A 23,688-nucleotide genomic window follows, 5' to 3' on the forward strand; every position below is an offset into this window, starting at 1 on the left:
AGTACGCTCAAAATGGCACAAATTATTCAGTGGTTTCCTGGTCATATGGCCAAAGCCTTCCGTTTAATGCGAGAAAACTTAAAATTAGTAGATGTTGTCTTTGAATTAGTTGATTCACGAATTCCGGAAAGCTCACGTAATCCCGAGATTGATAAACTAATTGGTCAAAAACCACGATTGTTGATTATGACGAAGGCGGACTTAGCTGACCCAGAACAAACGCGTGCTTGGAAAAAAAAATTCGAAGAACAGGGTTATACAGTTCTGGTGTTGGATACGCGTGATCCACGAACACCGCAATTAGTTACTAAAGCCGCTAGAAGGGCTGTTGAAGCAAAAAAAGAAGCCCAGTTGGCACGTGGTATCCAAGATCAACCAATACGTGCAATGATTACTGGTGTCCCCAATGTTGGTAAATCAACGTTGCTAAATCATTTAGTGATGAAAAATGTTGCACCGACTGCCGATCGACCAGGTGTCACCAAAAAAGTGGCTTGGCTGAAAACCCCAACTAAGTTAGAATTACTAGACTCGCCTGGTGTTTTGTGGCCAAAATTTGAAGATCAAACAATCGGTATGAAATTGTCCTTAACTGGTGCTGTCAAGGATACAATTTTTGCCAAAGATGACGCCGCGCTTTTTCTAATTGCTTTCTTCAGGCATTATCGTCCTGAAGCCGTGATTGAACGTTATCATTTGTCAGCCGATATTTTTGAGCAAGAGAATGTCGATGTTTTGTTAGCAATTACGGCAAAACTTGGTTTCAAAGATGATTATGATAAGGCAAGTGAACGATTATTAAACGACTTGCGAAAAAATAAGTTGGGTGCATTTACACTGGATTTGATTGATATATGAGTGAGACAATAAAGGCAATTCGGACACAACTTGAGACGATATCACCTGATGATGAACGGTTATTAGTTTGGCAGCAAGATTCACGCGTAGGCGTGCAAAAAGCCATCCAGAATTGGCGGAAAAGCCAAGACAGGACGGCTAAAAAACAGACTGCATTTGTGCATAGATTTGATATTGAACGACAATATTGGGAACAAGGCTACGACAATATTGCAGGGATTGATGAAGTTGGTCGTGGACCATTAGCAGGACCAGTAATTGCAGCAGCCGTGATTTTACCTCATAATTTCAATGTTATAGACGTCATTGATTCAAAACAATTATCGGCTAAGAAGCGATTAGATTTGTACGAAAAAATTATGACACAGGCTCTGGCTGTTGGCATTGGAGAGGTCGAAGCTGCTACCATCGACGACATTAATATTTATGAAGCAGCTCGCATGGCGATGACGATTGCTGTTTCTAAATTACAGCTTAAAGCCGAGGTGCTATTGATTGATGCTATGCGGTTGGACCTTGATATCCCGCAAGAGTTTCTCATTAAAGGTGATGCACGTAGTAATAGTATTGGCGCTGCTAGTATCGTGGCAAAAGTCACCAGGGACCGTCTAATGACTGACTATGGTCTAAAATATCCCGGTTATGGCTTCGAGAGAAACGCCGGTTACGGGACAAAAGAACATCTCCAAGCCATTGAAACGAAAGGCATCACGCCAATTCATCGCAAAACGTTTGCACCAATTAAAGATATGCAATCATCAATTGCAAAATCACCAAGAGACTGATAGCTATTAGCCAGTCTCTTTTTTGTATGATAATCGACTGAAAATGAGTGCGTGGTGCATTTTCTGTAAAACCATGTGAAACCATTGCCGTTGATAACCGTGTTGACCATTGCAGAGAAACCAAAATCGCTTTGAAAAATAATTGAGGTGAATAAAATGATAAGTGTTCACCTCTCATGAGAGCAGCGATATGGATTGTTTTGATTTCTTGTTTGACGCGGGGGACGAATGTCAGTGCACCTCGTAATCCGTAGACAAAGGTCGTTGGTAAATGCCACTTTTGCTCTAGCGTATTTAATAAATCAACCATGTTCGTTGTAAATGAGAAAGCAGCACCAAGATAAATGTAAGCCACAATACGGGTCGCCATGACGATTGCCATGTTGTGAGTGCCATACGTATTAAATGATGTCCATGCACCCAAAACGGGCAAAATAGGCATTAGCACGAGCAATAAATAGCGTTGCCATGTTAATCTTGATAGCATTAAATAAATTGCAGCAACGATCGCTACTATAAAATTAATACGGGCGTTTAATATAAAGGTTAATTCAATACTGACGATTAAAATAAAGACGAATTTAACACCGGAATTCATTAAAGTTGCTCCTGATAGTATAATGTTTGGTGATCAAGGTGTAGATGGTAGTTAATGACTGGTAGTAAGGCATCCAGTTGGTGACTAATAATGATGAAACGCTGCTTACCTTGAGCCGAAATTTCTTGTAATATTTCAGAGACTACACGTACTGAGGCAACATCAAGTCCAGCAATTGGTTCGTCAAGCAACAAAACGGGCGTGCCAACAATTAACATCAGTAACAGTTGCAGCTTTTTCTTTTGGCCACCAGAAAGTTGATAGACAATGTGTTGACGTAAATGATTAAGATTGAGGCGCGTGAGATAATGATCAATTACTTTGGAAGACCAAAATGATTGATGTTGGCTATGTTGGTAGCTCAACGCTAATTCTTCATCGACGGTCATTCTAAGAAACTGGCGCTCGGGACTTTGAAATAATAGCGCCACTTTTTGAACATATTGTGCAACTTTTAATTTTTGAATATTTTTTGATTGATAAGTTATCTGCCCATCAAAAGATTTCAATTTAGTTAACGCATTAAATAAAGTTGATTTGCCACTACCATTTGCGCCAGTTAGAAGGGTAATGCCAGGTGCACCAATCAAGAGTTGGGGAACAGTGATTAATGTCCTTTTTTCGGCCGATAATTTAAAATGAGTCAGTTCAAAAATACCCTCATTGGTTGTTTTAAAAATATGATGTTGTGGTTTGGAAATGCGTTGCATAAATTGATCATGTTCAAGTGTTGAGATTGTTTGATGTTGAATTTCCCATACATTGTTTACAATGTCTTGATAACCTGAAAAATCATGATCTGCCACAAGAATGGTAACGCCATCAGCCTGCAATGTTTTTATTTTTTTTAAAATTTCCTGCCGTGCTATTATATCGACATTGGCGAAAGGTTCATCTAATAGCAACAATTTACTTTTCATTGCGACAATTATTGCTAAAGCAACTTTTTGCTTTTCACCACCTGAAAGCGTGGCAATCTGTTGGTCGGCTAGTTGTTTGATGCCGACAAATTCAAGTGCCGCCGTCGCACGTTTAGCTATTTCATCAGCCGGAATTTGTAAGTTTTCTAGTGTAAACGTCAATTCCTCAAAAGGGGTAGGCATCGCAAACTGTGTGTCGGGATCTTGAAATAAAAAACCAACATGCTGTGCTCTCTGATTAGCTGGTAACTGGCTAATGGCGGTATTGTCAACCAAAACAGTGCCTTTAAGTTGAGGGAATAAACCGGCAATGATTTTTAACAATGTTGATTTACCAATACCTGATGGTCCAATTAAAAGATTGAAACTATTTTCTGGAATGGATAGTGTCAAGTCGTTAAATATTTTTGTTTTGTCGTAGCTTAAATTAATATGTTCTAGAGTAACAATCATCGGTTTAGAATATCCTATGTACGCGGAAAACACCGCTTTATTTATATTTATCTGTTTTTTTTGCTATTGTAAGCACATCACTTGTGGTTGCCATGTTGATTTTGCTATAAACCATTACAGGTATGTCTGTGATTTCAGCAGCCACTTTTGGCAATTGTGCTAAAAGTGACATCAGTTGATCATAATCACCTTCTAATGTTGATTCAAACGCACCAACTTGGTAATTAACACCACTAGCATCAATGTAAGCGATGACGTGATCAACGATTTTAATAACATCGTTTTCATTTGCAGTCATTGGCAAAACTTGAACAGCAATACTTGAAATCATGAGATCACCTCTGATTGATGCGTTGTTAAGATACCTGATTTAGCAATTAGCTTTTGCGTGAAGTAAACAATGACACCAGCAAAAATGGCTGATGAAATCAGGCGAGTGATAAACAAACCAACTAGTAGACCAAACGAATATTGTGCATAGCCATTACGAAGTAGGTCCCAACCAAAGGTTACAATTGTGACGGTAATGACTGAAGCAGTTAAGCTAGTTTTATCCCAGCGACGGTAACCAAAAATAGCAAATCCAATTTCGGTTCCCAGTCCTTGAATAGCGCCAGCAACGATGTTCATGACGCCCCATTGTGAACCAAAAACCATTTCAATTGTGCCGGCAAGCGTTTCGCCAATAATCGAAGCACCGGCACGACGAATGATGTAGCCCGCCATTGGACCAGCCATTAACCATGGACCAATTGTTGCATCATTAGCATATGGACTTAAACCCATAGGCGTTAATATTGCTGCAATGACGTTATAAGCAAATGCCCAAGCCCAGAAAATAAAACCGAAAAACACCGCGATGAGCGCGATAAAGATAACGTCACGTAGTGACCATTTTGTATGCATGTTGCACACCTCCGAATTTGTTGTGAAAACACCGCAATGAGGTTAGACATACAAAAAGCCAATCTCCATAGGAAGATTGGCTTTGACATAATATCAATTACAAATGCTAAAACAGACTGACGATTAGTAGCTTGTGTCTGTATAGAATTAATATTCAAGTAAATCTCCCTACGCTAGTACGATCTAGATCAGGTTATATGGGTATTATCTCAGCCATTCGGCACCCCAGACTTTGGTGTTTTCAATTGTTTGTGATTATCTCACAAACAGAGTGTACCACAATCCATTTTTACCTGCAATAGATGAAAGTCGTTTGGCTTGCAAAAACGGCACCTATGGGTATACTTATTACGCATGAGTTAAAATTAAAAAAGTTATATTTAGGAGTAGTATTGAGATGCTTTATTTTATTGGATTGGCTGCTGGATTTTTATTAGCTAATCAAAGTGCTATTAATGCAAAATTAGGTGCAGCGGTACGTTCACCATTTAGGTCGAGTTTAATTTCATTTTCAGTCGGGACAATATTTCTGATCGCCGTCTTTTTGGGGACCAATCAACACATTGTTCCTATTGGCACTGTTTTATCGCATAACCCGTGGTGGATTTGGTTGGGCGGAATTTTGGGTGTCTTCTTTTTAACATCTAACATTTTAATGTTTCCCAAATTAGGGGCAATTCAAACGATTATTTTGCCCATTTTAGGTCAAGTTTTGATGGGAGAAGTGATTGATATCTTTGGGCTTTTTGGGGCACAGCAGCATCCTTTGACATGGCTTAAGTCTATGGGAATTTTGATTTTATTCTTAGGTATTTACATTGCTGTTGTGTTGGCCAGCCGTGGGGTTGCTAAAATTGAAGAAAAAAGCGACAAAGATCATGAAAATGCCGTTACGTTGAATTTATGGCGTTTGTGGGGGATAGTGGCAGGTGCTATTTCAGCTATTCAACAAGCCATTAATGGCCACTTTGGCCAATTAATGCATTCCTCAGTCGGAGCCTCGGTGTTTTCTTTTTTGACAGGCACAATCTTGATTCTTCTGGTTGTGATTATTCGTGATAAGTCCTTTTTGCCAAAAGAATTTCATGCGAATGGGCAGCCGTTTTGGTTGTTCATTGGCGGTGTATTAGGTGCTGCATTTGTTTTTGCAGCCGCCTATTTAGTCCCACAACTTGGTACGGGGGTAACAGTTACTTTGGGCTTATTTGGTTCAATCGTTGGATCAATGGCTGTTACACAATTTGGTTGGTGGCGTTCACCGCAAAGACAAGTCACAAGGGCTCAAATATTTGGTATTATGGCGATGGCAATTGGTGTGTTATTGATAAAATTTGGATAAGGAAAGTCAGCGCGTAGCTGGCTTTTTTGCTATACTGATAGGAGTAAAAAAATTTTTTTAGGGAACATTATGGATAGTATTCATCTTTCGCCACGCCTTGAAGCGGTGGCTAAACATGTGCCACAAGGCGCAATAATTGCTGATATAGGTTCAGATCATGCCTATTTACCCGCACATTTAATCTTGAACAATCATGTCCAGCATGCCATAGCTGGTGAAGTCGCTCAAGGGCCGTTTGAAAATGTTCAACATGAAATTAACAAACGACATCTGAATGGCAAACTTGAGGCGCGATTAGCGAATGGTTTAGCTGCCATTGACATAGCTGATAAGGTTGACACGGTTGTAATTGCTGGCATGGGTGGGATTTTGATTCAAGACATTTTGTCAGCTGGTCAGTCAAAAAATCATCAGTACAATACTTTGATTTTACAACCAAATACTGATGAGAATGTTGTCAGATCATGGTTAAACAACAATCACTATTTGATTATAGCGGAAGACATTGTTCAGGAAGGTTCGCATTTTTATGAAGTGATCGTTGCCACGCCTGGTGAATCCAAATTATCTGAGCGTGAGATTGATTTTGGTCCGTATCTGTTGCAATCAAAATCACCAATTCTTGTTGCCAAGTGGCAAAAAGAATGTGATCGTATCAAAGTTATTTTGGCGCATTTGGAAAATTCAGGCAACCAAGACACGCCAACCTACACAAAATGGCAAACAACTTATGATCGTATCAAGGAGATGATATCGTGATTGCACAAGAATTAATTGATCAAATTGAACAGTTTGCGCCACTTTCCTTGGCAGAAGCAGGTGACCCCACTGGTTTACAAATTGGTAATCCGAATCAACAAATTAGTCGCGTTATGACAACATTAGATGTGCGAACTGAGGTCGTCAAGGAAGCCATTGCTGCTAAGGTAGATTTCATTTGGGCACATCATGAGGCAATGTTTTTCCCAGCTAAAAACTTAGATTTATCCGTCCCACAAAATCAAATGTATGCAGATCTTATTACCCATCAAATTGTGGTTTATGCATCACATACCAATTTGGATAACGCTTTTGGTGGGATGAATGATTGGTTGTCGGCAGCACTTAATATTGAGCACACAGTGCCTTTAATCCCTAATGCAGATGGTAAAACAGGATTAGGTCGGATTGGTAAGTTAAAGAAACCATTGACAGTAGCAAATTTTGCGAAACAAATGCGTGATATTTTTCACGTTGAAGCTGTTCGTGTCATAGCCAATGACCTTAATCGTGTCATTTCAACGGTGGCAGTTCTAGGTGGAGATGGTGGTAAATTTTGGCAAACAGCTAAACAATCAGGAGCTGATGCTTTTGTTACTGCTGATGTATATTATCATGTTGGCCATGACATCTTAGCAGATGATTTTGTAGTCATTGATCCGGATCATCACATGGAAGCCATTGCTAATCAAAAAATGGCTGAGCAAATAAAAGCATGGTGTGATGACCAGCTTGATGTTTTTGCCACCAAGCTGAATACAGATCCTTATACGTATATTTTGGGACCGTCCGGACAGCAGCAGTCGACCAAAAAGGAGTGAAAATATGACAAAATACCCAGAACTAACAGACCGATTTTTGAAATACGTCAAAATTGATACGCAGTCAGACGAAAATTCAACGACGGTGCCTTCTTCGCCCAAAGAAGTGGCGTTTTTAGCTGAATTGGCTGAAGAATTGAAGCGCATTGGCCTTGAAAATGTGCGTACTATGGCTGATGGTTATGTGTTTGCCGAACTGTCAAGTAACATTGAAAATGCAAACATACCTACAATCGGTTTCATTGCCCATGTAGATACCGCTGACTTCAATGGGGCCAATGTGAATCCTCAAATTGTTGCTGATTATGATGGCCAATCTGCCATTAAGCTTGGGACAAGTGGTTACGAACTAAATCCGTCTGAATTTCCAAGTTTAAAAAAGTACGTTGGGCACACGTTAATCACAACCGATGGTACGACACTTTTGGGTGCTGATGACAAAGCCGGAGATGCTGAAATTATCACAGCAGCAGCATATTTAATTGCTCACCCAGAAATCAAGCATGGTGATTTACGTTTTGCATTTGGTCCTGATGAAGAAATTGGTATTGGCGCAGATAACTTTGATGTTGCTGCTTTTGGTGCAGACTTTGCATACACGATGGATGGCGGCCCATTAGGTGAATTAGAGTGGGAAACCTTCAACGCGGCAGCCGCTACAATCAATATTAAAGGACGCAACGTGCACCCAGGAACAGCAAAAGATGCTATGATTAACGCTATTCAAGTGGCGTTTGATTTTCATGCAGAATTGCCCGTACATGATCGCCCAGAACATACTGAAGGCGTTGAAGGCTTTTGGCACGTCATCTCAATTGAAGGAAATCCAGAATCGGCAACAATGCGTTATATTGTGAGAGATCATGATCGTACAATATTTGAAACACGTAAGCAGAAGTTAATGGATATCGCTGCAATTTTTAATCAAAAATTTGGTGAGGATCGGATTTCAGTGACACTCAATGATCAATATTACAATATGGGTGAAGTGCTCAAAAATGATATGAAATCGGTTGAGTTAGCTGAAGAGGCAATGAAAAAGTTAAACATTAAACCTATCATTGAACCGGTTCGTGGCGGAACAGATGGCTCAAAGATCACTTTCTTGGGGCTACCAACGCCAAATATTTTTGCAGGTGGCGAGAATATGCATGGTCGCTTTGAATATGTTTCCACAACTGTTATGGAGCAGGCAACAGATGTTATTTTAGAAATTGTGACATTGGCCGCTGCAGAAAAGTAATAAAAAAGAAGCCGTATCGGCTTCTTTTTTGATGTGATGATGTGAATTGAAATTATTGTTCAGATGATATTTCCTTAGGCGCTGCTGAACCTGAAATAGCTGGAATTGCCACGAGGGCAACTTCTCCAACAACGATAGCAATAACTGCGACACCAATGTAGTTATAAGTTCCTAAAGTTAGTTGAGAAACAATGTACCCTAGGATTTCGCCAAATATTGCCGACCAAATGGCCACCATGATATATTTCATAATTTTCACCTCTTTACTTAAAGTTATAATACACTTAGATTTGATTAAGTGCAACCCATTTACTACAAAATCCTGTATAATTAAGTAAATAAAACAGATGTTCGTATTAGGGAGGAAAAATGTACGCACCGCTTCAGATTTTGAGCAGTTATAGCTTACTAAAAAATCCAAATACAATTGAACAAATTTTACAGACAGCTAAGTCACGTGGTTATGAGGCAGTTGCGTTGACAGATGTTAATGTCATGTATGGGGCAGTTGCGTGGTATCGCAGTGCTCAGAAATATCAGATTAAACCTTTATTTGGACTGACATTAATGGTGAATGGCTTAGTCAATACTGCCACTACTTTCCCTTTGGTATTGATTGCCGAAAATCAAACTGGGTATCAGAATCTGATGTGGTTGTCTTCAGCACGCATGACAAATGATTCTGAAATGTTATTTTCAACTTTAGTCGATCATTTATCAGGCATCAACGTCATTTTGCCAAGTACAAGTGAGCTTAGCCAATTGATTAGTGCTGAGTATGAAGCAACTGGTGATTACTGGCAACAACTGATTCAGTTAATTGATTCAAGTCATTTATACCTTGGCATTAATACACAAATGGCACCAAAGACGCAAGAACAATTAATTGCATTCAGTAAGAAAAACAATACGCAAATTATTGCGGCTGATGACGTTGATTATTTAAATCCTGACGATGATTTTACGTCACAAGTACTCAAGGCGATTGACTCTAATTCCAAATTAACGGACATTGTGTCAATGTCGCATCAACGTGGTACTCATATTTTACAAGATATTTCAGCAATTCAGTCGGCCTATGCAGCGAACGCTGATTTGCAGAAAGCTTATCAAGCCAATGAACAATTAGTTCAAAAGAGCCAAGTATCCATTTCGTTTTCCGAGACAGCTTTGCCACCATTCCAAACGCCACAAGGGTTAAGTAGTTCACAATTTTTGAGACAAACTGCGTTTGACGGCCTCAAAAAGCGTTTACAAAAGCGTGATGTATCTGTTGCACAGTATGAAAAACGGTTGTCGCATGAATTAGATGTTATTGATCAGCTTGGTTTCAGTGATTACTTTTTGATTGTTTGGGATATTGTCAATTTTGCTTCAAATAATCATATTCAAACTGGACCGGGGCGTGGGTCTGCTGCCGGTTCTTTGGTTGCTTATAGTTTAAGAATTACGGATGTAGATCCAATCCAATTCAATTTATTGTTTGAGCGATTTTTAAATGCTGAACGTGTTCAAATGCCTGATATTGATATTGATTGGCCACCTAGCCAACGTGAGGCAGTTTTTGAGTATCTTCATCAAAAGTATGGCAAACGTAATTTTGGTCAGATTATCACATTTGGTACGTTGGCAGCTAAGCAAGCGTTGCGAGATGTTGGGCGTGTCTTTGGTTTGACGGTACCGACATTGAGCAAATTGAGCTCTAGCATACCGGATGGTAAAAACGGTCGCAAAGTTTCAATTGCGTCAGCCTTAAAAGAGCCCAAATTATTAGCAACCATTCAAACGATTGATCATGGTGACTTGCTACTCAAAACGGCCCGTCAAATTGAAGGACTGCCCAAAAATTATTCTACCCACGCCGCAGGCGTTGTGTTGAGTGCTCGGCCACTAGTAAATACATTACCAGTTCAGTCAGGAACTGAGGGGCGATTATTAACACAGTTTGAAAAAGATACTGTTGAGCAACTCGGCCTACTGAAAATTGATATTTTGGGATTGCAAAATTTAACTATCCTGAGTCAAGCGCTATATCACGCTCGGCAACACCTGCCACAAAACTTCGATATTAGTCAAATTCCATTAGATGACGAGCAAACAATTGCGTTGTTTGCTAAAGGTGATACAAACGGTGTCTTTCAATTTGAATCTTCTGGTATTAAGCACGTCCTGCGTGATTTGAAGCCGGTGATGTTTGAGCATATCGTTGCCGTTAATGCTTTATATCGTCCTGGCCCTTCGCAAAACATTCACCAGTTTGTAGCGCGTCGTCATGGCCGTGAACTGGTCACTATTCCTGATCCAACGCTAAAAACAATTTTGGCACCGACATTTGGTATTATTGTTTATCAAGAGCAGGTAATGTTGGTTGCTGAAACCTATGCTGGTTTTACACTAGGTGAAGCTGACGTTTTACGTAGCGCTATGTCCAAAAAGAAACTAGACAAAATGCAGGCTTTGCATGAGCAATTTATTGATGGTGCAACGAAAAACGGTCATACTGAAGCTCAGGCTGAGAAAATTTTTTCCTATGTTGATGAGTTTGCTAATTATGGCTTTAATCGCTCTCATGCCGTTGCATATAGTAAATTAGCATTTCAACTTGCCTACATGAAAGCGCATTATCCTGTTGCATTTTATACGGCACTTTTAAATGCTAATATCGGTGATCAACGCAAGGTACAGCAGTATGTGTCTGAGGCTAAATCACGAGGGATAGTTGTTTTAGCCCCGAACATTAATTTATCGCAGCGATTTTGGACATCCAATGATGGTCAACTGCAAATGGGATTAAACAACATTCGTGGTATTCGCAGCGATTTTGTTAAGGCTGTTCTAGATGAGCGACAACAAGGAAACTTCCAAACCATTCAGTCGTTTGTACGAAGAATGCCTGAAAAGATGCGGAAAACAGAAACATTAGCGCAACTCGCTTATTCAGGCGCGTTAGATGGATTTGGTTACAATCGTAATGAATTGATTGAAAATAGTAATAGTTTGATTGAAGGTGCGGCATTTGGTGACCTCATCTTACAAGAAACAAAAATTAAAAAATTTCCTGAATTACCATTACAAGAAAGATTAGAACGCGAAAAGCAAGCCATCGGTGTCAATTTATCTGGTCATCCGCTTGACGCCTACCGAGAGTTAATCCTCAATGAAAATTACAACCTGATTGGTGATTTAACAGTGCCAGATAAATCGGTCCGTTTTTTAGGAATTGTGGATAAAATACGACAAATTCGTACAAAAAAAGGTGATGATATGGCATTTGCTACCATATCAGACTTAACAGGCGCTATTAGTGTCACGATTTTTCCAAATTTGTTTAAAAACATTCAAAATATCTTAAATGTTGGTACAGTTCTTCAATTTATTGGCAAATCAGAGGTAGATTCTCGTGGTGAATTAGCAATTGTTGCAAATCAAATTCAAACAATAACAAAGCCACACTCAAAAGGAACGTGGTACTTGCAGTTTGATGTTGCGCACGACACACCAGATAATCGAAAAAAGTTGATCAAGGTATTAGCGAAACATCATGGTAATAATCCAGTCATCATTCACTGGCAACAAGAGGGTAAGAATCAACAATTAGATGAATCTTTTTGGATGACTGATGAAACCGTTATCATACTTGAAGTAGCGCCAATCATAGGCGAAGAAAACGTTATATTCAGAAAAACTCGTTGATATTATGACTTGTACAAATGCTTAAGAATGTATAAAATAGAGTTTGGGTAAAGTTGCACAAGCAACAACCAAGATAATTAAGGAGCTATTTAACCATGAAAAAGACGAAAATCGTCTCAACACTTGGTCCGTCATCATCTGATGTCGAAACAATTGTCAAGTTGATCCAAGCTGGAGCCAATGTGTTCCGTTTCAACTTTTCACACGGTGACCACGAAGAACATTTGGGTCGCATGAATGCAGTTCACGAAGCCGAAAAGATTACTGGTAAGACAGTAGGTCTATTGTTGGATACTAAGGGTGCCGAAATCCGTACAACAAAGCAAGCCGATGGAAAAATTGAATTCCATACTGGTGATACTTTGCGCATTGCAATGGATGAAAACCTTGAAGGCACAAAAGACAAGATTGCTGTTACATATGCGGGCTTGTTTGATGATGTTAAAGAGGGTGGTCAAGTTTTGTTTGACGACGGTTTGCTTGGTACAACTGTCATTGAAAAAGACTCTGCTAACCGTGAGTTGGTTGTTCGTGTTGATAACGATGGTATTTTGGGATCACGTAAGGGTGTTAACGCACCAGGTGTTTCAATTAATTTGCCAGGTATCACTGAAAAAGATGCCGATGACATTCGTTTTGGTTTAGATCACGAAATTAATTATATTGCAGCTTCATTTGTTCGTAAGCCTGAAGACGTGCTTGAAATTCGTGCATTGTTAAAGGAAAAGAACATGGAACATGTTCAAATCATTCCTAAGATTGAATCACAAGAAGGTATTGACAATCTTGATGCTATCTTGGAAGTTTCAGATGCTTTGATGGTACCACGTGGTGACATGGGTGTTGAAATTCCTGCCGAAAACGTGCCTTTGGTTCAAAAAGACATGATTCGTAAGATGAACAAAGCTGGTTTGCCAGTTATTACTGCAACACAAATGCTTGACTCAATGGAAGAAAATCCACGTCCAACACGTGCCGAAGCTTCCGATGTTGCCAATGCTGTGTTTGATGGTACTGATGCCACAATGCTATCAGGTGAGTCAGCAAATGGTGACTATCCAGTTGAAGCAGTTGCTACAATGGCTGCTATCGATGAAAAAGCTGAAACATCATTACGTGAAAACGGCCGTCATGAAGACATCATCTTTGATGAAACAGACTCAACTGAGGCCGTGGCTGCATCTGTTGCCCGTATTGCACGTAACGTTGGTGCTAAAGCCGTTGTTGTTTCAACTAACTCTGGTTACACAGCTCGTATGGTTTCAAAGCACCGTCCAGATGTTAACATCTTGGCCGTTACTTATTCAGAACGCGTGCAACGTGGTTTGACTTTGAATTATGGTGTGGTGCCTGTTGTTTATGATGCGCCACAGACCATTGATGAAATGGTTGATTTGGCTAAGAAGGCTGTTAAAGAACAAGGATTAGCTAACACTGGTGATACAATTGTTATTGCAGCGGGTGTACCAATGTCACAATCTGGTACGACTAATATGTTAACTGTTCAAACTGTTTAATATTACTTTTTAATCCACTTTAAACTACTGTTAAGCGAATGTGCTTAGCAGTAGTTTTTTTGAAAAATTTTCAGAAAGTTCGTGTAAGCTAACCTGCCATAATTAATTCCTGAAATTGGTATACCTGTTAATATTGATAGTAATTAGAAATTAGGAGTAGGTGTATGAATAGTGGAGATTTGGCGTGGGTATTAATTTCAGCAGCACTTGTTTGGGTTATGACGCCTGGACTTGCGTTGTTTTATGGTGGATTAGGTGAAAGACGTAATTTGTTACATACAATGTTTGTGCCAATTATGATTATTGGTATTGCAACATTGGTGTGGTTTGTCATTGGATATTCTCTTGCTTTTGGTGGTTCTGGTAGTGTCATTGGTAATTTTAAGCACTTATTTATGACAAATGTTTCCTTCACACACTCCACTAAGAGTTTAACGATTCCTGATGGTGCTTTTGCACTATTTCAAGGTATGTTTCCAATAATTACAGCTGCAATCATTACCGGCTCTGTTATTGGTCGTGTTCGTATCAAGGCAATGCTTGTGTTCATCACTTTGTGGTTGATTTTTATTTATTCGCCACTAGCTCATATGGTTTGGGGCGGCGGACTACTTGCACAATTGGGTGCAATTGATTTTGCTGGTGGTACAGTTGTTCACATTTCCAGTGGTGTTACTGGTCTGGTATTGGCATTAATGATTGGGCACCGTCATAATGATCAACACGTACCCGTTCGACCTTCTTATGTTTTAATCGGTGGCGCTTTACTTTGGGTTGGTTGGTTTGGCTTCAACTCAGGATCAGCATTAGCGGCCAATGGAACGGCTGTTTTAGCACTGGTAAACACATGGTTGGCGTCTGCAGTTGCGGTATTAACTTGGGGATTAGCTGAATATCAATGGCACAAACGCGCGACTTTGTCCGGTATCACAAGTGGTGGTGTTGCGGGATTGGTGGCGATTACACCAGCTGCAGGGTTTGTGGATCCGTGGGCAGCAGTAATTATGGGTCTCCTTGCAGGATTTGTTGGATTCTTTGGCATTACTTTTGTAAAAAACAGTTTTGGTTATGATGACACCTTGGATGCATTTGGTATTCACGGCATTGGTGGCACAGTTGGTGCTATTCTAACTGGTGTATTCGCTGACAAACAAGTCGGAGGTGTTGCGGGTTTGATTAACGGTGATGCCTCACTAGTCTGGAAACAGCTTGTTGCAGTATTGTTTACAGTTGCTTTTGCAGCAATTGGAACATTTTTACTAGCCAAAATAACTGAGATTATTGCAGCACCATTACGCTTAACACCCGAAGAGGAATCAAAAGGTTACGATACATTGATGCATGATTTAACAGTAGAATCATAAGAGCCATTGGCTCTTTTTTTATTCATAAACTAGGACATTAACTACCATCAACCTTGCCAATATGGTAAAATGAAGGAAATACATTTAAGGGGAATTGCTTTTTGACAACGCAAATTCAGCAATTTTTTACATTTGAAAATTCCGAACAACAAACAAAATTGGTCGGTGTTAATGATAGTTTTCTGAGATTGATTGAAGAGAGCTTGAATGTACAGCTTCATGCCCGTGGGGATCAAGTTGCTATATCTGGTGACGAGGACAAGGTTGCGCTCGCCAAGGCAGTTTTACGAGAACTGACTGATTTAATTAAGCATCAAATTAGTATTTCGGCGACTGATGTTGTCAGCGCTACAACGATGGCGCAGCGTGGCACACTTGAATACTTTGGAGATTTATACTCGGAAGTACTGATTCGTGATAATAAAGGACGCTCAGTTCGCGTTAAAAACTTTGGACAACGCCAATATATTCAGTCAATTCGGAAAAATGACGTCACTTTTGGTATTGGTCCAGCTGGAACTGGAAAAACCTTTTTAGCTGTGGTTATGGCAATTGCTTCGCTAAAACGTGGGGAAGTCGAGAAAATAATTATTACGCGACCAGCTGTTGAAGCTGGCGAGTCGCTTGGCTTTCTGCCGGGGGACTTAAAAGAAAAGGTCGACCCTTACATGCGACCAATATATGATGCAATGAATACCTTGGTTGGTGCTGAGCAAACGCAAAGATTTATGGATCGTGGTGTGATTGAAATTGCACCATTGGCCTATATGCGTGGGAGAACACTTGATGATGCGTTTATTATTTTAGACGAAGCACAAAATACAACAAATCAACAAATGAAAATGTTTTTGACGCGATTAGGTTTTGGGTCCAAAATGATTATTAATGGTGATGTATCACAAATTGACTTACCACGTGGTGCAAAATCTGGATTGATTGCAGCGCAACACATTTTAAAAGATGTGAACCGTATTTCGTTTATTCATTTCAGTAGTGCTGATGTTGTCAGACACCCAGTAGTTGGGTTGATTGTCAACGCCTACGAAGCAGCTGATGCAAAGCTAGCAGCATTAAAAAAGGAGCAAAAAAACTAATGGATTTAGCCATTATTGATCAAACAAAAGATGGTGTTAGTCAGTATCATCAAGATTTAGTCCGTACAGTGTTAGATTATGCGGGCCGCTATTTGAAACTGCCTGACAACACTGAAATGTCAGTAACATTCATGAATAATGACGAAATCCATCGCTACAACAAAACTTACCGTGGTATTGACAAACCTACTGATGTCATTAGTTTTGCCATTGAAGAAGATGGTGATGATTTTCCTGTCTTGCCCGATGAGGAAATGGATGAAGAATTAGCAAAGAACATCGGTGATATTTTAGTTTCAGTTGATATTATCGCGTCACAGGCTGAGTATTTGGGTCACAGTTATGAACGTGAACTCGGTTTCCTTGTTGTTCATGGTTTCTTACATTTGAATGGGTATGATCATATGCTAGGGGATGCCGAAGAGAAAGAAATGTTTGATTTACAGCGAAAGATTTTAGACGATTATGGCCTTAGACGATAAACAATTAGAGGGTGCACCAAAAGATTATAATAAGAAAGTACAAAGGAATAGTTCCTTTTTTCGTGCTTTAAAAAATTCATTGCATGGCATCTGGATGATTCTAGTTCGTGAACGTAACTTAAGGATTCATATATTTTTAGGCTTTTTAATCTTAATCGCTGGTTTGCATTATGGTTTGGTTCGTTCTGATTGGTTGTGGGTGACAGTTGCCGTCTTTACAGTCATTTCGAGTGAATTTTTGAATACCATTATTGAAGCATTAGTTGATTTAGTTGTTGAGAAACGTTACCATCCTTTGGCCGGTTTAGCAAAAGATGTTGCTGCTGGTGGTGTTTTAGCTGCGGTCGCTTTTGAAATTATCATTTTATTGATTGTTTTTCAGCCCTATGTTTGGCGTCAATTTGGTATTGTGACGAACTTTTCGCAGTTTATTCATAATTTTAGTAGATAGATTTTTAGGAGAAAATAGGCCTAGGCGCCGTAATAGATTATGACAGAGAATGTATTTAAATCAGGATTTGTGGCCATTATTGGTCGACCTAATGTTGGAAAATCTACATTACTTAACCGTATTGTGGGTGAAAAGATTGCCATTATGTCAGATAAGGCACAAACGACTAGAAATAAAATTCAAGGTATTTACACAACCGACAATGCGCAAGTTGTTTTTATTGATACGCCAGGTGTGCACAAACCGCAAAACTCTTTGGGAGATTTTATGGTTAAGTCTGCTTTTTCAGCCTTGCATGAAGCTGATGCAATTTGGTTTGTGGCTGATGCCTCAATGCCGAGAGGGCGAGGGGATGATTTTATTATTGATCGCTTAAAAGAAGTGAAAAACACACCTATTTACCTTTTAATTAATAAAATTGATCTATTAGCACCAAAAGATTTGTTAAATGTTATTGCTAGTTACCAAGAAAATGCACCAGAATGGACAGAAGTGTTTCCAATTTCTGCGACTGAAGGTGACAATGTTTCTGAATTATTAGATAATATTGTGGCAAATTTGGATGAAGGACCACAATATTTTGATTCAGATCAATTGACTGATCACCCTGAACGATTTGTTATCGGAGAATTGATTCGTGAAAAGGTGCTACAATTAACTCGCCAAGAAGTGCCGCATTCTGTTGCGGTTGTCATTGACAAAATTGCTCGTGAAGATGAAGAAAAAATTCATATTCAAGCATCAATCATTGTTGAGAGACCAACGCAAAAAAACATAATCATTGGTAAACAAGGTGCAATGATTAAGCAAATTGGCACTCGTGCCCGAAAAGATATTGAGCGTTTGATGGGTGACAAAGTTTACTTAGAAACATGGGTGAAAGTTGAGCCGAGATGGCGTGATCGACCACAAGCCTTACAAACATTGGGTTACAGTGAAGACGATTATTAATTTTAACAAATCATCTTGCAAAATAAATTTCATCAAGGAAAATTTGATGGCTTCGTGTTATGGCAATAATTAATGGCATTGTGTTAAACACAAAACAGTATAAGGATAATGATTTATTAGTTCGCATACTAACTGAAACGGCTGGTTTGCGGACTTTTTTGGCGCGGGGGGCCAAGCGGCCTAAATCAAAATTAGCTGGGGGCGTTCAGCCTTACACATTGGTAACCTTTGAAGGGGCTTGGCCAAAAAAAGAAAGTGGTCTAGGTTATATTAACGATGTTCAATCGGCGAAAATGTTTTCTCGATTAGTTGATGATATTGAGGCTAATGCCTATGCTGCCTTGATTGTGAGTTTGATTGATGCAACTTTTGAAGAAAATCAAATTATCACGCGCTGGTATAATCAGTTAGCAATTGCCTTAGAGAAATTAGATGAGCAATTAGATCCGCAAGTAATCGCAAATATTTTTGAAATTCAACTACTAGTACCGCTCGGTATTGCCCCCAATTGGCGGGCTGATCCCATTAGTGGTCAAACTGACGGTCGATTTGATTACTCGGAAAAGTATAATGGCATCATTTCTGAAGAACATTTTGATTTAGACGAACATCGACTTATGTTGGATCAGAAAACGGTTTTTTACTTAAGACAATTTAGTATTATTGATATGCGGCAAGTCCATGAAATCAAAATGTCTACTAAAACGAAACGTGGCTTACAAAAGGTTATTGATTATATTTATGAAAATCAAGTTGGTCTGAAACCACGAGCAAAAGTATTTATTGAACAAATGCACTCATGGCAAAATCAACTCATAAACTTTAGGAAGAAGACAGATATATGACAAAAATACTAGTTTTGCACACTGGCGGTACAATTTCAATGCATGAAGACGAAGATGGTGATGTTGAGACCGGTGTTGTCAATCCATTAACTGAAGCTCAGGTAGAGATAGCAGATGTTGTGTTACAGGTTGAAAGTATTTTTAACCTGCCAAGTGAACATATCGGACCAAAACATATGTTGCAGTTGCAGCAGCGAATCTTAGCGGCAGGCAACCAATTTGATGGTGTGGTTATTACACATGGTACGGATACATTAGAAGAAACTGCTTTTTTCTTGGATAGTACCCTTAAAGTTGATTTTCCAATTGTGATGACTGGTGCAATGCGGTCTTCTAATGAGTTAGGTTCTGATGGTTTATATAATTATCAATCAGCTTTGCGTGTTGCAACTTCAGAAGCTTCACGAAAGCGTGGTGTGATGGTTGTCATGAACGACGAAATTCACGCGGCTCGATTTGTGACTAAAACCCATACAACTAACGTGGCAACTTTTGCTTCACCAATTAGTGGCGCGATGGGCCTACTCACTAAAAGACAAGTAATCTATTTTTATGATTTGCCGCGACGTCACGTTTTACCAATTCAGCAGGTTAACCAGAATATACCAGTTTTAAAGGCTTATGCTGGAATGGATGGTCAATTATTCCAATTATTGGCTGACGCTAATGTTAACGGTCTGATTATTGAGGCATTGGGCGCCGGTAATTTGTCCCGTGAAGCCGCAATGGGGGTAAGTGTTGTGCTAGAAAAGGGCATTCCTGTTGTGATAGTTTCACGAAGTTTTAACGGTGTAGCCGAGCCTGTATATGATTATTTAGGTGGTGGCGTCCAATTAGAACGAGCAGGTGTCATTTTTGCCAGCAGTATTAATGGTCCTAAAGCACGTTTGAAGCTGTTGATTGGTCTTGATAACCAATTATCCCCTGATGATTTGCGTCATTATTTACGAAGCGTTTAATAGAAAATTATTAATACATTATAAAAAGGGCTCAAATTTTGAGCCCTTTTAACTATTTGAATATGTTTTCATAGATTGCTTTGACAGCACGGTCTGACAGGTCTGGCTGAATACCAAGCATGATTGATATTTCACTGGCTCCTTGGTTGACCATTTGTAAACTAATATGGTGTTCTTTTAAGGGTGATACAATTTCAGTCAATGCACCAATACGATTTCGCATACCTTCACCAACTACCATTATAATACCGTAGCTGGGGAGCCATTTGAGCGTATCAGGTTTAATTTCCGATGCAATGTCAGCTAGCATACCATCTATTTTTTCTTGTGTTAAGAGCGTCTTGTCAAAAATGATTGTTAAGTCATCAATACCTGATGGCATGTGTTCATAAGATATTTGATGACGTTTTAGGATTTCAAGAATTCTGAGTGTGAAGCCGACTTCCTTGTTTAATAAATAACGATGGAGATATAGTGCGGCAAAACGGTTAGAATTGGCAATACCCGTTACGGGACGCGATTGCTGAACTTCAGTTGGGGGGACAATAAATGTCCCTGGAGCATCTGGTTCATTGGTATTTTTGATGTTAATACGTATGCCACCTTGAATAGCTGGGATAATTGCTTCATCATGAAATACGGCAAAGCCAGCATACGACAATTCACGCATTTCATCGTAAGTCATTTGATCAATTGCAGCGGGTTTGTCAATAATATTGGGGTTAACAGCATAGATTGCACTGACATCAGTGAAGTTTTCATATAAGTCAGCCCGTAGGCCACGTGCCATAATGGCACCGGTAATATCTGATCCGCCTCGGGAAAAGGTTGCCATATCACCGTTTTTAGTATAACCAAAGAATCCGGGCACGATTAAACGCTCTGATGTTGATAAATCGAGTTCAGCAATAGTATCGTATGATTTCGTGTCAAAAGTTGCTTGGCGCGCGTTATCATCAACCAATAAACCAATTTCTTTTGGATCAATAAATCTTGCTGAAACACCCAAGTGAGTAAAAACTTTAGCTACTAATTGTGCATTCAGATATTCACCATGAGCTGCGAATGCGGCGTATAAGTAATCAAAAGAGCGATAATGCTTCGTTGATAGGTGATCAATTTGTTCATCTAAATCAGCTAGATCGTAGTCTGGCAGGTTAAAAAAGTCGCCAATTGCATGATAGCGATGTTTGATGGCTTCAATGATATCTGTTGCATCTGTGTCTTCGATTGTTGCTTTGGCGTAACTGAGAAGTAAGTCAGTTACTTTAGTGTCATCTTTAAAACGTTTCCCCGGTGCGGAAACAACAACAACTTTGCGTTCTGAATCATCTCGGATAATATCAAAAACTCTTTTAAGTTGTTGACCGTCAGCCAAAGATGAACCGCCGAATTTTGTAACTTTCATAATGATATTGCGCGCTAATTGACACGCATCCTCCTAATCATTTGTTTGAACTATACTACCGGTAAAATCAGTATGTAGATGATATGTTTTTCCGGGTAATTGGGCCAAATCAATCGCCGTCATTAATTGCTGAGCTTCCGTTTCATCAACAACAGAAATAATAGTTGGGCCAGCACCCGATAAATAAGTACCAATAATATTTTGCTGATGAGCGATACGCCGAATGATGGCTAGTTCTGGGGCCAGATGTGCTCGCGCCTCTTCATGAAATTGATCTTGTTCAATTAGTTGCCGTGCAGTTTTGATATTATTGGCAGCCAGAGCAGCTACAAGTGTATTACTAATTGCGCTTGCAGCAACTGATTGTTTGAATTCTAAGGTCTCTGGTAGAGCAGCACGTGCTTTTTCCGTTAAGAGTTGGTAATCTGGTATAAAAGTAACAAAACTTAATGACTCGGGAAAATGCAATGGGGCATGAAAGACTGTTGTGCCATCATAAAATGCAGCGACAGCACCGCCAAATATGGCAGGCGCAACGTTATCTGGATGACCTTCTAATTTTGTTGCAATTTGAAGTAAATCATCTTGAGTATAGTGCTTATTGTCCAGAATATTAACCATTGACAAGGCAGCAATTAAAGCTGATGAAGAAGACCCGAGGCCACGTGCAAGTGGAATATCTGATTTCACGACTAGTCGATGTGGTTTTAGCAGAGGAGCAATGCGCAACGCCGTTGCGACAATAAAATTATTTTGATCAGAAGGCATGCTATCGCCGTAATCATGAATGACTTCCCAAGTGTCCGTGGGTTCGTGAATTTCAAGTGTTAAGTATAGATTTAAAGCCACGCCCAAAGAGTCAAATCCCGGACCAATGTTAGCGCTTGTGGCTGGTACTTTTATTGTAATCATGAGAAAATTTTGTACTCCGAGACTAAGTTGATGCCGTCTGCATTACGAATAGTTGTTTTAATGACGTTTAATTGTGCGTCTGAGGCAGGATATGTGAGTGCAACAAGGCGTGCATAGCCATTTTTGGCCGGTGTTTGTTTTAAATCGGTGAAACTAATTTTTGCCGAAGTAAACATACCTGTCACTGAGTACATAGCACCGGGTGTATCAGCGACATCAACGACCACAAATCGACGTGCCACACGTTGAGAAGGTTTGGCTAAATCAAGATTTTGATTAAATGTGTTGAATGGTTTACCTGGCGTGTAGTTTGTGGCAACATTTGTCAAATCACTTAAAACGGAGTTGGCAGTTGGCATTTCACCCGCACCGGGACCATAAAGCATGACTTCGCCAACGGACTCACCGTTAACCAAGACAGCATTGTTTTCATTATGAACTGTCGCTAATGGATGATCAAAAGGTACTAGGTGAGGGGCCACTTCAATACTAATGGCGTTATTTGAATCCCCAACACGTTGCGCAACACCAAGTAATTTGATACCATAGCCAAAACTTTGGGCATCTTCGATATCTAAATCCGTTAAGTTCGTGATGCCACTGATACTAACATCTCCCAAAACGGGTTGTACACCGAAAGCAAAATTTGAAAGAATAATGAGTTTATAAGCGGCGTCGAAACCAGCTACATCATTAGTAGGATCAGCTTCAGCAAATCCTTTTTCTTGTGCCAAAGCCAAAGCATTCTCGTATGTCAAACCATTTGATGCCATTTGTGTCAAAATAAAATTACTTGTACCATTAATAATACCTGCTACACGAGTGATTTCATCTGCAGTAAAGCTAGTCGCAAGCGTTCGCAAAATTGGGATACCACCGGCTACGGCAGCCTCATAATAAAGGTCAACGCCATTTTCGTTAGCTAAATTGGCAAGTTCTTGACCATGACTAGCGATAAGATCTTTGTTAGCAGTCACGACGTGCTTCTTGGCAGTAATCGCTTGTTTAATGATATCGTAGGCCCCTGAAACACCACCCATGACTTCCACAACAATCTGAATATCAGGATTGTTTAAAATGTCAGCAGGTTGGTCAGTAATTGGAAAATCTTGGACAAATCCGGTTCGTTTTTTATTTAAATTGTGTACAACAGCATGACGGACTACCAAATTAGCGCCAGTACGTTCTGTAATTTGAGGTGCATTTTGTTGTAAAATTTTAACGACACCAGTGCCGACTGTTCCAAGCCCAAAAAGACCAATTCCAAGTTCCATATTTTTTCCTTTTATATTTAATGTCTTATAATTTTATCATTTTTAAAGCAACAAAT

General features: G+C 39.6%; 23 protein-coding genes and 1 riboswitch. Of the genes, 15 read left to right on the forward strand and 8 right to left on the reverse strand.

All coding sequences use genetic code 11. The features are described from left to right. Nucleotides 1–12: 12 nt before the first annotated feature. Nucleotides 13–858, forward strand: a complete 846-nt coding sequence (gene ylqF / locus ACI3ES_RS04370) for a ribosome biogenesis GTPase YlqF (protein ID WP_036068337.1) — start codon at nt 13–15, stop codon at nt 856–858. Next, on the forward strand, nt 855–1,643 hold the full coding sequence (locus ACI3ES_RS04375) for a ribonuclease HII (protein ID WP_142511504.1): 789 nt from the start codon (nt 855–857) through the stop codon (nt 1,641–1,643). Before ylqF ends, ACI3ES_RS04375 begins: the two co-directional genes overlap by 4 nt. Here the strand turns inward: ACI3ES_RS04375 and ACI3ES_RS04380 are convergent. Genes ACI3ES_RS04380 through ACI3ES_RS04395 form a run of 4 tightly spaced genes read right to left on the reverse strand, consistent with a single transcriptional unit; the run spans nt 1,600 to nt 4,520 of the window. Then, nucleotides 1,600–2,241: an energy-coupling factor transporter transmembrane protein EcfT gene (locus ACI3ES_RS04380; protein ID WP_114666671.1), complete on the reverse strand. Its 642-nt coding sequence runs from the start codon at nt 2,239–2,241 to the stop codon at nt 1,600–1,602. The genes ACI3ES_RS04375 and ACI3ES_RS04380 overlap by 44 nt on opposite strands. Then, on the reverse strand, nt 2,241–3,614 hold the full coding sequence (locus tag ACI3ES_RS04385) for an ABC transporter ATP-binding protein (RefSeq protein WP_036068343.1): 1,374 nt from the start codon (nt 3,612–3,614) through the stop codon (nt 2,241–2,243). Before ACI3ES_RS04385 ends, ACI3ES_RS04380 begins: the two co-directional genes overlap by 1 nt. 37 nt (nt 3,615–3,651) lie before the next feature. After that, nucleotides 3,652–3,945: a thiamine-binding protein gene (locus ACI3ES_RS04390; RefSeq protein WP_036068345.1), complete on the reverse strand. Its 294-nt coding sequence runs from the start codon at nt 3,943–3,945 to the stop codon at nt 3,652–3,654. Beyond that, nucleotides 3,942–4,520, reverse strand: a complete 579-nt coding sequence (locus ACI3ES_RS04395; protein ID WP_004913103.1) for an ECF transporter S component — start codon at nt 4,518–4,520, stop codon at nt 3,942–3,944. The genes ACI3ES_RS04390 and ACI3ES_RS04395 overlap by 4 nt, the downstream gene beginning before the upstream one ends. 148 nt (nt 4,521–4,668) lie before the next feature. After that, nucleotides 4,669–4,758, reverse strand: a riboswitch (TPP riboswitch). Nucleotides 4,759–4,917: 159 nt separating this feature from the next. Here ACI3ES_RS04395 and ACI3ES_RS04400 point away from each other — a divergent pair. The 4 genes from ACI3ES_RS04400 (at nt 4,918) to pepT (ending at nt 8,682) form a co-directional block, all read left to right on the forward strand. Beyond that, nucleotides 4,918–5,859, forward strand: coding sequence for a DMT family transporter (locus ACI3ES_RS04400; RefSeq protein ID WP_036068346.1), 942 nt, complete (start codon nt 4,918–4,920; stop codon nt 5,857–5,859). A 69-nt stretch (nt 5,860–5,928) separates the two neighbouring features. Beyond that, on the forward strand, nt 5,929–6,618 hold the full coding sequence (locus ACI3ES_RS04405; protein WP_142511503.1) for a class I SAM-dependent methyltransferase: 690 nt from the start codon (nt 5,929–5,931) through the stop codon (nt 6,616–6,618). Next, nucleotides 6,612–7,439 (forward strand): Nif3-like dinuclear metal center hexameric protein, encoded by an 828-nt coding sequence (locus tag ACI3ES_RS04410; RefSeq protein WP_142511502.1) that lies wholly within the window; start codon nt 6,612–6,614, stop codon nt 7,437–7,439. The genes ACI3ES_RS04405 and ACI3ES_RS04410 overlap by 7 nt, the downstream gene beginning before the upstream one ends. Before the next feature lie 4 nt (nt 7,440–7,443). Continuing rightward, on the forward strand, nt 7,444–8,682 hold the full coding sequence (gene pepT, locus ACI3ES_RS04415; protein ID WP_317211187.1) for a peptidase T: 1,239 nt from the start codon (nt 7,444–7,446) through the stop codon (nt 8,680–8,682). A 52-nt stretch (nt 8,683–8,734) separates the two neighbouring features. Here the strand turns inward: pepT and ACI3ES_RS04420 are convergent, their stop codons facing one another. After that, nucleotides 8,735–8,932: a YjzD family protein gene (locus ACI3ES_RS04420; protein WP_004913117.1), complete on the reverse strand. Its 198-nt coding sequence runs from the start codon at nt 8,930–8,932 to the stop codon at nt 8,735–8,737. Between the two features lie 119 nt (nt 8,933–9,051). Between ACI3ES_RS04420 and ACI3ES_RS04425 the strand changes: the two genes are divergently transcribed. The 9 genes from ACI3ES_RS04425 to ACI3ES_RS04465 all read left to right on the forward strand — a co-directional run bounded on the left by ACI3ES_RS04425 (nt 9,052) and on the right by ACI3ES_RS04465 (nt 20,038). Beyond that, nucleotides 9,052–12,375: a DNA polymerase III subunit alpha gene (locus ACI3ES_RS04425; RefSeq protein WP_317211185.1), complete on the forward strand. Its 3,324-nt coding sequence runs from the start codon at nt 9,052–9,054 to the stop codon at nt 12,373–12,375. Nucleotides 12,376–12,470: 95 nt separating this feature from the next. Beyond that, on the forward strand, nt 12,471–13,892 hold the full coding sequence (pyk, locus tag ACI3ES_RS04430; protein ID WP_004913124.1) for a pyruvate kinase: 1,422 nt from the start codon (nt 12,471–12,473) through the stop codon (nt 13,890–13,892). A 164-nt stretch (nt 13,893–14,056) separates the two neighbouring features. After that, nucleotides 14,057–15,256: an ammonium transporter gene (locus ACI3ES_RS04435; RefSeq protein WP_080519403.1), complete on the forward strand. Its 1,200-nt coding sequence runs from the start codon at nt 14,057–14,059 to the stop codon at nt 15,254–15,256. 101 nt (nt 15,257–15,357) lie between these two features. Continuing rightward, entirely contained in the window at nt 15,358–16,350 is a 993-nt protein-coding gene (locus ACI3ES_RS04440; RefSeq protein WP_142511500.1) for a PhoH family protein, read from the forward strand. After that, nucleotides 16,350–16,832: an rRNA maturation RNase YbeY gene (ybeY, locus tag ACI3ES_RS04445; protein WP_114666678.1), complete on the forward strand. Its 483-nt coding sequence runs from the start codon at nt 16,350–16,352 to the stop codon at nt 16,830–16,832. The genes ACI3ES_RS04440 and ybeY overlap by 1 nt, the downstream gene beginning before the upstream one ends. After that, a complete protein-coding gene (locus tag ACI3ES_RS04450) occupies nt 16,816–17,283 on the forward strand; it encodes a diacylglycerol kinase family protein (RefSeq protein ID WP_004913133.1) in 468 nt (155 codons plus the stop codon). The genes ybeY and ACI3ES_RS04450 overlap by 17 nt, the downstream gene beginning before the upstream one ends. 39 nt (nt 17,284–17,322) lie before the next feature. After that, on the forward strand, nt 17,323–18,234 hold the full coding sequence (gene era, locus ACI3ES_RS04455) for a GTPase Era (protein WP_114666679.1): 912 nt from the start codon (nt 17,323–17,325) through the stop codon (nt 18,232–18,234). A 59-nt stretch (nt 18,235–18,293) separates the two neighbouring features. Next, the gene (recO, locus tag ACI3ES_RS04460) at nt 18,294–19,079 is read left to right on the forward strand and encodes a DNA repair protein RecO (protein WP_142511499.1); all 786 of its coding nucleotides are present in this window, start codon (nt 18,294–18,296) and stop codon (nt 19,077–19,079) included. Beyond that, on the forward strand, nt 19,076–20,038 hold the full coding sequence (locus ACI3ES_RS04465; RefSeq protein WP_114666680.1) for an asparaginase: 963 nt from the start codon (nt 19,076–19,078) through the stop codon (nt 20,036–20,038). The genes recO and ACI3ES_RS04465 overlap by 4 nt, the downstream gene beginning before the upstream one ends. A gap of 52 nt (nt 20,039–20,090) precedes the next feature. Here ACI3ES_RS04465 and ACI3ES_RS04470 read toward each other — a convergent pair whose 3' ends face one another. From ACI3ES_RS04470 to ACI3ES_RS04480, 3 genes are read right to left on the reverse strand one after another with little or no spacing between them, the layout of a single operon-like run. Continuing rightward, the gene (locus tag ACI3ES_RS04470; RefSeq protein ID WP_004913143.1) at nt 20,091–21,446 is read right to left on the reverse strand and encodes an aspartate kinase; all 1,356 of its coding nucleotides are present in this window, start codon (nt 21,444–21,446) and stop codon (nt 20,091–20,093) included. A gap of 33 nt (nt 21,447–21,479) precedes the next feature. Further along, a complete protein-coding gene (thrB, locus tag ACI3ES_RS04475) occupies nt 21,480–22,358 on the reverse strand; it encodes a homoserine kinase (RefSeq protein WP_142511498.1) in 879 nt (292 codons plus the stop codon). Then, a complete protein-coding gene (locus tag ACI3ES_RS04480; protein WP_080519404.1) occupies nt 22,355–23,632 on the reverse strand; it encodes a homoserine dehydrogenase in 1,278 nt (425 codons plus the stop codon). Before ACI3ES_RS04480 ends, thrB begins: the two co-directional genes overlap by 4 nt. Between the last annotated feature and the right edge of the window lie 56 nt (nt 23,633–23,688).

This window comes from Leuconostoc falkenbergense (assembly GCF_045801155.1).
Classification (GTDB): domain Bacteria; phylum Bacillota; class Bacilli; order Lactobacillales; family Lactobacillaceae; genus Leuconostoc; species Leuconostoc falkenbergense.

What these genes read in the sequence shown, in the direction of transcription:
- pepT (WP_317211187.1), top strand. Translation starts at nt 7,444, where the DNA reads ATGACAAAATACCCAGAACTAACAGACCGATTTTTGAAATACGTCAAA.
- ylqF (WP_036068337.1), top strand. Translation starts at nt 13, where the DNA reads ATGGCACAAATTATTCAGTGGTTTCCTGGTCATATGGCCAAAGCCTTC.
- ACI3ES_RS04400 (WP_036068346.1), top strand. Translation starts at nt 4,918, where the DNA reads ATGCTTTATTTTATTGGATTGGCTGCTGGATTTTTATTAGCTAATCAA.
- ACI3ES_RS04390 (WP_036068345.1), bottom strand. Translation starts at nt 3,945, where the DNA reads ATGATTTCAAGTATTGCTGTTCAAGTTTTGCCAATGACTGCAAATGAA.
- ACI3ES_RS04385 (WP_036068343.1), bottom strand. Translation starts at nt 3,614, where the DNA reads ATGATTGTTACTCTAGAACATATTAATTTAAGCTACGACAAAACAAAA.
- ACI3ES_RS04405 (WP_142511503.1), top strand. Translation starts at nt 5,929, where the DNA reads ATGGATAGTATTCATCTTTCGCCACGCCTTGAAGCGGTGGCTAAACAT.
- recO (WP_142511499.1), top strand. Translation starts at nt 18,294, where the DNA reads ATGGCAATAATTAATGGCATTGTGTTAAACACAAAACAGTATAAGGAT.
- ACI3ES_RS04435 (WP_080519403.1), top strand. Translation starts at nt 14,057, where the DNA reads ATGAATAGTGGAGATTTGGCGTGGGTATTAATTTCAGCAGCACTTGTT.
- ACI3ES_RS04395 (WP_004913103.1), bottom strand. Translation starts at nt 4,520, where the DNA reads ATGCATACAAAATGGTCACTACGTGACGTTATCTTTATCGCGCTCATC.
- thrB (WP_142511498.1), bottom strand. Translation starts at nt 22,358, where the DNA reads ATGATTACAATAAAAGTACCAGCCACAAGCGCTAACATTGGTCCGGGA.
- ACI3ES_RS04480 (WP_080519404.1), bottom strand. Translation starts at nt 23,632, where the DNA reads ATGGAACTTGGAATTGGTCTTTTTGGGCTTGGAACAGTCGGCACTGGT.
- pyk (WP_004913124.1), top strand. Translation starts at nt 12,471, where the DNA reads ATGAAAAAGACGAAAATCGTCTCAACACTTGGTCCGTCATCATCTGAT.
- ACI3ES_RS04470 (WP_004913143.1), bottom strand. Translation starts at nt 21,446, where the DNA reads ATGAAAGTTACAAAATTCGGCGGTTCATCTTTGGCTGACGGTCAACAA.
- ACI3ES_RS04425 (WP_317211185.1), top strand. Translation starts at nt 9,052, where the DNA reads ATGTACGCACCGCTTCAGATTTTGAGCAGTTATAGCTTACTAAAAAAT.
- era (WP_114666679.1), top strand. Translation starts at nt 17,323, where the DNA reads ATGACAGAGAATGTATTTAAATCAGGATTTGTGGCCATTATTGGTCGA.
- ACI3ES_RS04420 (WP_004913117.1), bottom strand. Translation starts at nt 8,932, where the DNA reads ATGAAATATATCATGGTGGCCATTTGGTCGGCAATATTTGGCGAAATC.
- ACI3ES_RS04380 (WP_114666671.1), bottom strand. Translation starts at nt 2,241, where the DNA reads ATGAATTCCGGTGTTAAATTCGTCTTTATTTTAATCGTCAGTATTGAA.
- ACI3ES_RS04375 (WP_142511504.1), top strand. Translation starts at nt 855, where the DNA reads ATGAGTGAGACAATAAAGGCAATTCGGACACAACTTGAGACGATATCA.
- ybeY (WP_114666678.1), top strand. Translation starts at nt 16,350, where the DNA reads ATGGATTTAGCCATTATTGATCAAACAAAAGATGGTGTTAGTCAGTAT.
- ACI3ES_RS04465 (WP_114666680.1), top strand. Translation starts at nt 19,076, where the DNA reads ATGACAAAAATACTAGTTTTGCACACTGGCGGTACAATTTCAATGCAT.
- ACI3ES_RS04450 (WP_004913133.1), top strand. Translation starts at nt 16,816, where the DNA reads ATGGCCTTAGACGATAAACAATTAGAGGGTGCACCAAAAGATTATAAT.